The following is an 11,916-nucleotide window of genomic DNA, read 5'->3' on the forward strand; positions in this document are numbered from 1 at the left end:
TCGCGGTCTGTCGGAGGTCGGTTCAGTCGGTCGCATGGCGCAGGCCCTCCGTCGTCAGTTCGTACATCGCGGTGGTTCCCGATGACCAGACCCGCTCCCAGTAGGGCGAGGACGCCATGGCGGCGGCGAGCTCCTGGTAGTCGGCGTCGCTCTGGTAGCCGTACCGCTCGTCGTAGGCGCCGAAGGGCTCCGCGACCAGGGCGTAGTAGCCGGTGGCCGACCAGTTCACGACCAGTTCCCGCGTCACGTTCGACAGGTCGGCCTCGGCGTCGTAGCCGCCGGTCGGGTCCGGGTACGGGCCGAGAGCTTCGCGGGACAGGTAGCCCACGTCGAAGTACCGCGCGCCGGTGTTGCTCGGGACGGCGTTGGCCGAACCGGTGAGCAGCATCACGGAGCCCGCGGGGGCCGTGCGGTCGTAGTACTGCGTCGCCGCGGACTGGCTCCGGGTCATCACGCGGTTCCAGTCGAGCGAGGTCTGCCCGAACGCACCGATCGCGACGAGCGCCGCCACCGCTGCTCCGGCGATCGCGAACCGCACGGCGGACGGGCGCATCCCCCGCTGCAGGACCGCACCGACCGGGGCGAACCGACCGGCGGGCATCGGGAGCGCCGCCGCCAGGATCGCGATCCACGGCGTCGCGAAGAGCACGACGCGGAAGACGCCCTCCTGGCCGTAGTTCGTGGCGACGAGCAGCGAGATCGGGCTCGCGGCGGTGGCGAGGAGCGCCCAGTGCGTCCGGTCGCGTCGCATCAGCACGGTCACCAGGGCGATGAGCCCGAGCACCACGAGCGCGGCTGCCGGGATGTCGAACGCCAGGCGCGTGACGAGCGGCTTCGGCAGGACGGTCATGTCGTGCGCGGGCGGCTGCACGTTGTCGAGCACGCGTCCGACCGCCGCGAGCGACAGGAACCGTCCGAGGATGTCGCCGTTCAGCGCGGCGAAGACCACCGCCGGCACGAGCACGACGACGGGCAACCACCAGGGGCGGAGCATCCGGAACACGATGAGCGTGACGAGTGCGGCGACCGTCAGGTACGGGGAGATCTGGTGCGTCACGGCGAGCACGATGCCGATGAGGGTGATCGCGATGATCCGCGAGAGCCCCACCCGCCGTGCCCGCGGCTTGGCGGCGACGGAGCCGTCGGCGGTGGTGACGGCGGCGTCGCGCAGCGGTCCGGTGGCGAGCACGAGGATCACGATCGACATCAGGATGCCGGTCGACTGCGGCGAGAAGTACGTGGTGTTGAGCGAACCGGTCATCGCGGTCAGCAGCGCTGCGATCCACGGCCGACGGGCGCCGGGCAGCCAGTGCGCCGCCAGGACCCCGACCGCGATGGTCGTGCTGAACGCGAGCAGGACCGGCACCCAGGCGGCGATGAGGATCGTGTTGACGATGCCCCCGACGTCGGCGACCCAGGCAGCGCCGGCGAACAGGCCGGACCAGGTCTGGAAGATGTCGGCCGACGGGTTGGTCCCACCGAACTGGCGGATGTACTCGACGACACCGATGTGCCGCGCGGCGGCGGTCACGGTGGGCACGCCGTACGTGATCGCCTGGGCGAGCTGCACGACACCGCCGAGCACGACGACGGGCACGGCGAGCCCGCGACCGCGCACCAGGGCGATGACCGCGGCGGCGACGACGAGCGCGAGGCCGACGACCAGGCCGGGGCCGAGCGAGCCGAACAGGCCGGCCGGCACCGGGTCGCCCATGTGGGTGAGCGCGGCGACGACCACGACGACGAGCCCGCCGAGCGAGAGCGCCGTCACGGTGGCGGTCGTGCTCCACCGGCGCCGGGCGGTCTCGCGCTGCACGAGGCCGGCGCGACGGAGCTCCGCCAGGTCACGCGGTACCGAGACGGCGAGCGCCGCCGCGGTGAGCACGACGACCCCGACGAAGGGGACCGTCGGCGCCCAGACGTGGAAGGTCGCCATGGTGTACCCGATGCCGATCGTGCCGACGAGCGATCCGGTGACGGCGAGGACGGTGAACCGTGCGAGGGACATCGGACGGACGAGCAGCGTCGGCGCCACCCCGAGCAGGGCGAACAGGAAGACCGCGACGGCGCTCGCCCGCAGAGTGGGCAGCTCGACGACGCTGCCGACGGCGGCCAGCACGAGCGTCAGCACGACGATCGCGGCGGCACCGAGTCGGGCCGCCGGCCCCATCGCGCCACCCGGGGTCGGTCGTGCCGGACCCGCGGTGTCGAGGCCGCGCTGCAGCTCGTGACGACCGTGCGCCGTGCGGTCGATCGTTCCCGCGCCGCCCATGCGTTCACGGAGCGCCAGGACCGGAGCGGTGAGCACGGAGCGCCGCTCGACGCGACGCAATCGACGCTTCGTCGCCGCGAACTCCGCGTCGACCGCGTCGACGGCGTCCGCGTCGCGCGCGGCGTCCGTCCCGTGGCCGTTCGCCGGAGCAGCGGCGTCAGCGTCGTCGACCTGCTCGAGGCCGAGGCGAGCGAAGGCGCTGATGGCCTCCGGCGCCGCGTCCACCGAGGCGGTCAGCGTGTCGCGGTCGAGTGCGTTCTTGGTCATCCAGGCTCCGAGTCCGTGGCCGTGCGCGGCAGCGGCGGCGCGGAGTGACGCGACGTCGTCCGCCGATCGCTGCCACGCGATCGCGGCCGGTTCGACGGCGATCGCGGATCCGGCGAACAGCAGTCGTGTGAAGAGGTCGAGGTCGTCGCCGCCGCCGACGCGGGTGCCGGGCCCGAAGGCGGTGTCGAACCCGCCGATCCGGAGCGCGGTAGCGCGGTGCACGGCGAGGTTCGCGCCGGTGCCGTAGGCCGAGGCCGCGAAGGGGTGCAGGGGGAGGTCGTCCACCGGGTCGTCGAGCCGGAACACCCGGCGGCGGACGGTCCGCCCGCCGGGTGTTCGGTCGTCGTGCCAGCGCTGCGCCGGTGTCCGGAGCTCGGCACTCGGCACGAGCCCGGTGACGCAGGCCACGTCCGGGTCGTTCGCGAAGGCACGGGCGATCGCGGCGATCCAGCCGCCGTCCACGACGGCGCCCTCGTCCACGAACGCGACGACGTCGCCGGTCGCGACGAGCAGGCCCGCGTTCCGCGCGGCGGCGAGGCCGCCGTCGGGCGCGGGGATGGTGGTGACGCGGCGTCCGCCGATGTCGACGGTCGCCACACCGCCGTCGTCGGCGCCGTGCGAGACGACGACGACGTCGAAGTCGGGGTGCCCGTTCGCGAGCACCGACCGCATGGTCGTGCCGGCGGCACCGTCCGTGCAGAGCACCACGGTGACGGACGGCAGCACCAGACCTGCTGCCGGCCGACGCTCGGGTGCCGGCATGGGCCGGATCGCGCGCTGCAGCGCACGGACGTCGATGGTGCCGCCGATGCGGCGGCGTTCGGTGATCTCGGCCTCGACGAAGCCGAGCGGCTCGCCGTGGTCGCGGACGAGCAGTCGGGCACGCCCGTACCCGGTCGATCCCTGCAGGGCGATGACGTCCCGGTGGCTCGACGCGTGCACGTCGGCACGGTCGACCTCGCCGACCCAGAGCGCGCCGTCCCAGGTGGGGACGAGCGGCCCGGTCACGACCGGCGAGAGGACCATCGCCAGGGTCGCGCGGGTCACGGTGTGCCCACCGGCTGCGGGAGCGGTGCGGGTGCGGGCGGGGTCCGCACGACGACGGTACCGAGGACCCGGCCGACGGCGTAGCCCGCGACCGTCGAGACGACGGAGAGCGCGATGGCGTACGCCCGCAGGCCTCCGCCACGACCGACGTGGCGCAGTTCGCGCAGCACGGCGCCCGGGATCACCCGGGTCAGGTAGGTCGACTCGCTGGCGAGCGAGTCGCCGGTGCCGACCCGACGGCTCAGCACGGCCTTCGAGATGCCCTCGTAGTAGCTGCGGCGGCGCAGGTAGCGCATCGTCACACGGTCCGGGGAGACCCGGTGCGAGACGTTCGAGCGCGGTTCGTGCCGGATCCGCGCACCGGGGCGGGCCTGGGCGATGCGGATGCAGAGTTCGGTCTCCTCGCAGCCGAGCGGCTGGTTGCCGACGCGGCCGATGCCGGAGCGGAAGCCGCCGGCGAGCAGGATCGCGTCGCGGCGGAACGCCATGCTCGACCCGATGACGTTGCGGACGTCGCCCGGGGTCTCGGGCAGCCCGCGGTACGAGCACCCGACGATCCAGAGCAGTTCGTCGGCGTACGGGCCGGGGCCGGTCGCGGTCGGCCACGACGGCGTGGCACGACCGCCGACTCCGACGACGTCGGGGTCCTCGAGCGCGGTGAGCATGTGTCCGAGCCAGTCGGGGTCCGCCGTGGCGTCGTCGTCCAGGAACGCGACGACGTCGGCGTCGGTCAGGGCGACACCGGTGTTGCGGGCTCCGGAGAGTCCGCGGTCCTCGGTGTTCGGGACGACCCGGAGTTCCGGCCAGCGTGCGGCGGCGCGGGCCAGGAGCTCGGGCTCGTGGTCGATGACGACGACGACCTCGGGGCGCTCGGGCTGGCGCTTGGCCGACTCGACGCTGTCCTGCAGGTCGCCCCAGCGCTGCTGGGTGTAGGCGCAGATGACGACCGCGACGGTCGTCACGCGACGTCCTCCTCGAGGGCGACGACGGACGCGACGACGGCAGCCCCGGCGACGGCGGACGCAGCGACGGGGGTCGCGACGGACGCAGCGACCGGCGTCGCAGCAACCGGCGCAGCAGCGACGGGCGCAGCAGCGACGGGCGCAGCAGCCGGCGCGGCGAGCTGCTCGGCCGGCGGCACGACGCTCATCGCCGCGCGACGGACCTCGGCACGGCCGATGGCGGCGCGACGACGCTCGTGCATGATCGACTTCAGCACGCGGATGCCGTCGGTCACGGCGTTGAGGTTGCTGGAACCGTGCACCCGGAGCTTCTCGTGGCTCGGCACCTCGGTGATCGCGAGCTCGGCGGCCGACCAGCGGCAGGTCAGGACGGTCTCGATCTCGAATCCGTCGCCCCACAGCATCGAACCGTCAGCCGGCTTCGGCAGCTCGGACGACAGCAGACCGATCTCCGGCAGGACGTCCGCCCAGAAGGCGTTGTAGCCGTAGCAGAGGTCGCTGTAGCTGGTGCCGAGGATGATGTTGCAGAGCATGTTCAGGCCGCGGTTGCCCATGTTCCGGACGATCGTGATGTCGTCGCTGCCACCGCCGAGCGAGTACCGGGTGCCCTTCGCGACGTCGGCGCCGTCGACGAGTGCCTGGACGAACCGCGGGATCTCGTCGGGGTCCGCGGAGCAGTCGGCGTCGAACATGACGACGATGTCGCCGGTGACCGCCTCGAAGCCGCAGGCCAGGGCGTTGCCCTTGCCCTTGCGGGTCTGGTGCACGACGCGGATGTCGGGCATCACGCGCTGGGCGGCGGCGATGGTGTCGTCGACGGAGTTGCCGTCGACCAGGATCACCTCGTACACGGGCGGGAGCTTCGGGAGGATGATCTCGAGGTTGCGGGCCTCGTTCCGCGCCGGGATGACGACGGAGACCCTCGGGTCTGCAGGGCGAACGGTACGTACGGGCATGGCGCGGTCCTGTCGGGTCAGGGTTGCTGTCGGGTGGTGGCTCGTCGAGACGAGCGGCGCGTCCTCGGATGACGCATCGACGACGGTGACCGTCGTCGGTCGAGCAGCGGGACGCGGGTACGACGCCGCCTGCTTGCCGCGGGTGAGTGGGTACTCTCCCCCGCGGTTCCAACCATCGCCGTGGCCAGCGGGAGGGTCAATGCGCGGTGCGGTCCCTTGCGGACACCCGGGTGCGGATACGGAAACCCGCAACGGTCGTGCAGGTTGGCGGTCCGGCGCGGCGGCCGACGGGTGGTGGACGCATGACGAGCGGACGGGAGGCGCGGTTCCAGCCGGCACCGCGCCTCCCGTCCGGTCGTGGGCCGGTCTCAGACCTGCGGCACGTCCGCCGTCTCGAAGGCGGCCCGCAGCGCGACCGCCAGCTCGGCGACGTGCGGTTCCCGCAGCAGCGACGTGTGCTCGCTCGCGATCCGCACCATCTCGGTGGGCCCGCGCAGCAGGGCGGACCACCCGGCGGCGTCGGGGTTGGCGTCGGCGAGGACGTAGGTGGCGCGCCCGTGGAACGGCGTCGGGTGGTGGCGCCTGGTGACGATCTCGGCCTGGTCGAAGAAGGCGTCGAAGTCCTTCTGCCCACCGTGCCGCAGCACGCCGGCGGTGTACGCACGGAGCCGCTTGGCGAACAACGCGCCGTACGGCACACCCGCGGGCAGGACCCGCCTGACCGCGCGGTCGAGCCCCCGCTGCACGGCCCGGACGGCGGTGTTCGGATGGTCGCGCGGCTCCATCCGGCCGAAGTGCAGGCGGGCCTGTTCGGACTTCGTGCGGGGCAGGTAGGTGTCGAGCAGGACGACGTGCTCCACCTGCTCGCCGCTCTCGGTGAGGAGCCGGGCGATCTCGAGCGCGACGAGTCCGCCGAGCGAGTGCCCGACGAGCAGGTAGGGGCCTCGGGGCTGCACGATGCGCATCAGGGCGAGGTAGCGGCGGGCGCTCCGCTCGATGTTCCAGTCCGGCATCCCACGGCGCTCGAGCGCGTGCTGCTGGAACGCGTACAGGTCGTGCGCGGGCAGGTGCCGCGAGAGCGGCAGGAACGTCAGCGCCAGGGCACCGCCACCGGCGAAGCAGAACACCGGCGGACGGCCGCCCTCGCGCGCCTCGGACACCTTCACGACGTCGGGGTGGCTCGGCAGCGCGCTCGTCCCGCTCCGCACCCGTCGGGCGAAGGCGCGGAGCGTCGGGTGCTCGAGCACGTCCGAGGAGCGCAGGTCGACGCCGAGCCGGTCCTGCACGACGGCGAGCATCTCCTCGGCGGACAGCGAGTCGCCGCCGAGCGCGGAGAAGTCCTCGTCCAGGTGTACGCCCCGGAGCCCGAGCACCTCGGCCCAGATCTGCCCCACGACGAGCTCCCACTGGTCGTACTCGCCCTCGACCATCTCGGTCTCGACGCTCGGCGCCCCGGGGAGTTCGGCCCGGTCGACCTTGCCCCGCTCGTTCCGCGGCAGTTCGGTCATCGGCACGATCGACGCCGGCACCATGTACTCGGGCAGCCGGTCGCGGAGCGCACGTCGGAGCGCACCCGGTGCCGGGGTGCGGTGTCCGGGGCGACCGACCACGTAGGCGACCAGCCGGGTGACGGAACCGGGGTCGACCTGAGCAGTCACGACCGCGTCGTGCACCTCGGGGACCGCGCGGAGCGCCGCCTCGACCTCACTCGGCTCGACCAGGTAGCCGCGGACCTTCACGGCGTCGTCGGATCGGCCGAGCAGCACGAGCCGGCCGTCGGGGTCGACGCGTGCCAGGTCGCCCTGCCGCCAGCTCGGGGTCCCGACGGGGATGCCGGCGCCGGCCTCGGCCTCGCCGGTGCGTCCGGCCCGTTCGGCGGTCTTCTCCGGCGCGCCCCAGTAGCCCGCGGTCAGGGCGTCGGAGACCACGACGAGCTCTCCGGTCTCCCCCGGGTCGGCGGGGCTGCCGTCCTCACGGAGCACGAGCACCGTCTTGCCGGGCAACGGCCACCCGGCGGGCACGACGCCCTCGGGCACCGGCTCGCCCGGGGTCACCGGGCAGTACGCGACGCAGGCGGTCTCGCTCGAGCCGAAGGCGTTCAGGAGCAGCGTGTCCGGGTCCAGGTGGGGTCGAGCCGCGGCGAGGTCGGCGCCGGTGACGGACTCGCCCGTGGTCATCAGGAAACGCAGTCCGCCGAGCACGGGTGCGGTCCCGGCGGCGGTCCCGTGCGACCCGGGGGCGTTCTGCGACCCGATGATCGAGCGCAGCAGGTGCGGGGTGCAGACGAGCACGTTCACGTCGTCGTCCCGGAACCGCCCGAGCAGCCGCTCGACACCCAGTTCACGCGGCTCGAGCAGCACGATGGTGCCGCCGCAGAGCAACGTGTCGAACGAGAACAGGAGCCCGGCCGCGAACGACAGCGGCAGGACGACCCCGAGCCGGTCGCCGGGGCCCAGGCCGAGGGCGACCGCGTCCTGCTCGGCGTCGGCGATTTGCTGCCGGTGCGTCAGGACGACGCCCTTCGGCATGCCGGTCGAGCCGGAGGTGAAGACGATGGCGAAGGGGTCCCGCCCGCCGGGGCGCACGCCGACGGAGTCCGTCGACGGGGCCCCGCCCGGTTCGCCCCCGTCCAGCAGTTCGCCGAGTGCGTGCACCCGGCCGTCCCGCTCCGCGACCACGTCGGCGGCCAGCGCCGCACGTTCGGTGGCTGCGACGATCTCGTCGACGCCGGCGAGCCGGGCCACGTGCGCCAGGCGTGCTGCGGGCAGGTGGTCGTCGAGCACCACCACGGTCCGTCCGGCACGCACCAGCGCGAGGACACCGATCACGGCCTCGGTCGACTGCCCCGCCATCAGCCCGACCGGCTTCGACGCCCCGCCCGGGGTGTCGCCGACGCCGGCGCCGCTGTGGTCGTCGGGTCGGAGCGTCACGGCCAGGGCTGCGGCCAGCGCGCGCGAGGCCTGGTCCGCTTCGGCGTAGGTGTACGGACGGCCGTCCCCCGCGAGCGCGGCGGCGTCGCCCCGGAGTGCCACCACGCGGTCCCAGCGGTCCAGCACGGAGTGGTCGGCCGCCGCGGGCACGGCTGCGGGGTGGTTCCAGGGATCGACGGTCGTCAGCGGGTCGACGGAGGTCACGATGACACCTCGGGTGCTCAGCAGCGGACCGCCACGACTCCCGCGACGGTCTTCCGACCGTAGGTCCGCGCTCTCCCCGGCCGCGAGCAGGCGACGGCCCGGTGCGGGGAACCGCAACCGGCCTGGAGGCGCGGCCTGCACCCGCCACGGACGGTACGACTCCGGAACGACCGGACCACCGCCGTGGGTGCCTTCCGCACGGCGGCTGCACTGGCTCGGGGATCGTGCGGTTCCGCGCAACCTCCAGATCAGCCGTGGCGTGACCGTGGATGAGCGGTGCATGGCCGATGAGGACGCTCGGACCCACCACGGCCGGGAACGCGAACGGCCCGGGAACGAGAACAGCCCCCGGGAGTTCCCGGGGGCTGTTCATCGAGTGCTGGGGTACCTGGACTCGAACCAAGAACGACGGTACCAGAAACCGCTGTGTTGCCAATTACACCATACCCCAAAAGGCCTGTCGGCCTTCTGGCCCGGTCACCCGGGGCACGATCAACTACTGTACAGCATCCCGGAGGTCCGCAAGACCACCCACCAGGTCTCGGTGCACGGCGGCGGCGGTCGCGGCTCCGTGCCCGGCGGCGACGATGAGCTGTTCCGGCCCGGGAGGCGTGACGTCTCCCACGGCGTAGAGCCTGGGGACGGACGTCCGGCCCACCCGGTCGACCACGAGGAGTCCCTGCGTGTCGCGCTGGAGCCCCCCGAGTGCTTCGGGCGTGTCGCCGCCCGCCGCCGTGTTCCCGCTCGTCGCGCTCGTTGCGCTCGTGTTCGTGCGCGTGTTCGTGTTCGTGGTGGCGCTCGTGGTGGCGCTCGTGCGCAGCCAGTCGAGGTCGGCGTGCCACACCGGTCGGACGAACCCACCGGTACGTGGCTCGACGTGGCCGTCGGCGAGCCGGACGCCGGTCATCCCGGAGCGATCGCCCTCGAGGTCCTCGACGACCCGCTCGTCCACGACGACCCCCGCCGACGCCAGCCGAGCGCGGCCCGCGTCGTCGAGCGGCGCCACCCCGTTCGTGTAGACGATCAGGTCGTCGGTCCAGGAGGCGATGAGCAGGGCGCGGTCGACCACGTCGTCGGTCTCGCAGATGAACGCGAGCGGCTGCCCGGCCTTGTCGTACGCATCGCACTCGACGCAGCTGTGCACCGCCGTGCCGTAGAACGCGCGGAGCATCGGCAGCGCCGGGAACTCCTCACGCAACCCCGTCGCCACGACGACCGTCCGGGCGCGGGCCTCGAGCTCGGTGCCGCGCCACGAACCGTGCACCCGCCAGGTGTCCGTGTCGGGGTCCGGGGCCACCAGGTCGACGACGGACTGCACGACCGTCGCTTCCGGGTACCCCTCGACCTCGGTCCGCCCGAGCTTGCGGAGCTCGAGCGGCGAGATGCCGTCCCGCGTCAGGAACCCGTGCGACCGCAGGGTCGCAGCGTTCCGGGGGCGGTTCGCGTCGACGAGCAGCACGGTGCGCTTCGCCCGGACCAGGTTGAGCGCAGCGCTCAGCCCGGCCGGACCAGCGCCGATGATCGCGACGTCGTGCACGACCGGGACGGTGTGCGCCGTGCTGGTCACGGTCGGTCAGCGCGCCGCGAGGGCGCGGAGCCGGGTCAGGGTGGACTCCTTGCCCAGGATCTCCATCGACTCGAACAGCGGCGGGCTGATCCGGCGTCCGGACACCGCCACACGCAGCGGGCCGAAGGCGACGCGGGGCTTCAGGCCGAGCTCGTCGATGAGGGCCGCACGGAGCGCGCCCTCGACGGCCGCGGTGGTCCAGTCCTGGACGCCCTCGAGTGCCGCGGTGCTCGCCGTCAGGACCGTCGCCGTGTCGCCCTTGAGCGACGCCAGTGCGTCGTCCTCGACCACCAGGTCGGCGTCGGAGGTGAACAGGAACCCGAGCATCGCCGGTGCCTCGCCGAGCAGCTGCATGCGCTCCTGCACGAGCGGAGCCGCCTTGGTCAGGACCTCAAGCTGCTCCGGGGTCGCCGGGTCGCTGATGAGCTCCGACAGGTACGGCAGCAGGCGCGACCGGAAGTCCTCCGGCGCCAGCAGACGGATGTGGTCCCCGTTGATCGCCTCTGCCTTCTTGTGGTCGAAGCGGGCCGGGTTCGGGTTCACGTCGGTGACGTCGAACGCCGCGACCATCTCGTCGATCGAGAACACGTCGCGGTCGGGGCCGATCGACCAGCCGAGCAGCGCCAGGTAGTTGACGAGCCCCTCCGGGATCATGCCGGCGGCACGGTGGTGGAACAGGTTCGACTCGGGGTCACGCTTCGAGAGCTTCTTGTTGCCCTCACCCATCACGTACGGCAGGTGCCCGAAGACGGGGATGGAGGGCGCGAGGCCGATCTCGTACAGCGCCTCGTACAGGGCGATCTGCCGCGGGGTCGACGACAGCAGGTCCTCGCCCCGGAGCACGTGGGTGATGCCCATCAGGGCGTCGTCCACCGGGTTCGTGAACGTGTACAGCGGCTTGCCGTTCGGACGGACCACCACGAAGTCGGGGAACGTGCCCTGCTTGAAGGTGATCTCGCCGCGCACGAGGTCGTCGAAGCTCAGGTCACGGTCGGGCACTCGCAGGCGGAGTGCCGGCTCGCGGCCCTCGTCGCGGAAGGCCTGGCGTTCGGCGTCGGTCAGGTCACGCTCGTGGTTGTCGTACCCCTGCTTCGGGTCACGACCGGCGGCCTTGTTGCGGGCCTCCATCTCGTCCGGCGTGACGAAGGACTCGTAGACGTGGCCCGATTCCTTGAGCTTCGCGATCACGTCGTCGTAGATCGCCGTGCGCTCGGACTGCCGGTACGGTCCGTGCTCGCCGCCGGCGTCCACCCCTTCGTCCCAGTCGAGCCGGAGCCACCGGAGTGCGTCGAGGATCTGCGCGTAGGACTCCTCGCTGTCGCGGGCGGCGTCGGTGTCCTCGATGCGGAACACGAGCTTGCCGCCGGTGTGCCGGGCGTACGCCCAGTTGAAGAGCGCGGTACGGATGAGCCCGACGTGCGGGGTCCCCGTCGGGCTCGGGCAGAAGCGGACGCGGATGTCGGAGCCGGAGGCGGTGGTGAATGGCGCAGTCATGACCCGTCAACCCTACCGCGGCGCCTGTCCCTCCCCCTGCCGTGCGGACGGGCCGGGAACGCAGAAAACCCCTGACCATCAGTGGTCAGGGGTTCCCTGGTTCTTCTACGTTAAGTCCGGCGGCGTCCTACTCTCCCACAAGGTCCCCCTTGCAGTACCATCGGCGCTGAGAGGCTTAGCTTCCGGGTTCGGAATGTGACCGGGCGTTTCCCTCTCG

The 11,916-nt window shown here is 72.7% G+C and carries 6 protein-coding genes, 1 tRNA gene and 1 rRNA gene; all 8 read right to left on the reverse strand.

Annotation, left to right across the window (positions count from 1 at the left end; all coding sequences use genetic code 11):
• Window positions 1-22: 22 nt before the first annotated feature.
• Window positions 23-3,586: a glycosyltransferase gene (locus DEJ27_RS05975; protein ID WP_111090496.1), complete on the reverse strand. Its 3,564-nt coding sequence runs from the start codon at window positions 3,584-3,586 to the stop codon at window positions 23-25.
• Entirely contained in the window at window positions 3,583-4,548 is a 966-nt protein-coding gene (locus DEJ27_RS05980) for a glycosyltransferase family 2 protein (protein WP_110862947.1), read from the reverse strand. Before DEJ27_RS05980 ends, DEJ27_RS05975 begins: the two co-directional genes overlap by 4 nt.
• Window positions 4,545-5,504 carry a glycosyltransferase family 2 protein gene (locus DEJ27_RS05985; protein WP_258370297.1) on the reverse strand — a complete coding sequence of 320 codons (960 nt, stop codon included), beginning with the start codon at window positions 5,502-5,504 and terminating at the stop codon, window positions 4,545-4,547. Before DEJ27_RS05985 ends, DEJ27_RS05980 begins: the two co-directional genes overlap by 4 nt.
• A gap of 368 nt (window positions 5,505-5,872) precedes the next feature.
• Window positions 5,873-8,638, reverse strand: a complete 2,766-nt coding sequence (locus tag DEJ27_RS05990; RefSeq protein ID WP_181430097.1) for a non-ribosomal peptide synthetase — start codon at window positions 8,636-8,638, stop codon at window positions 5,873-5,875.
• Window positions 8,639-9,017: 379 nt separating this feature from the next.
• A tRNA-Gln gene (locus DEJ27_RS05995) sits at window positions 9,018-9,089 on the reverse strand.
• 45 nt (window positions 9,090-9,134) lie between these two features.
• Window positions 9,135-10,205: an NAD(P)/FAD-dependent oxidoreductase gene (locus DEJ27_RS06000; protein WP_111090498.1), complete on the reverse strand. Its 1,071-nt coding sequence runs from the start codon at window positions 10,203-10,205 to the stop codon at window positions 9,135-9,137.
• Between the two features lie 6 nt (window positions 10,206-10,211).
• A complete protein-coding gene (gltX, locus tag DEJ27_RS06005) occupies window positions 10,212-11,699 on the reverse strand; it encodes a glutamate--tRNA ligase (protein ID WP_111090499.1) in 1,488 nt (495 codons plus the stop codon).
• 114 nt (window positions 11,700-11,813) lie between these two features.
• Window positions 11,814-11,916: ribosomal RNA gene (rrf, locus tag DEJ27_RS06010) — 5S ribosomal RNA — on the reverse strand; the annotation flags it as partial.

This window comes from Curtobacterium sp. MCPF17_018, from assembly GCF_003234135.1.
Taxonomy (GTDB): Bacteria; Actinomycetota; Actinomycetes; order Actinomycetales; family Microbacteriaceae; genus Curtobacterium; species Curtobacterium flaccumfaciens.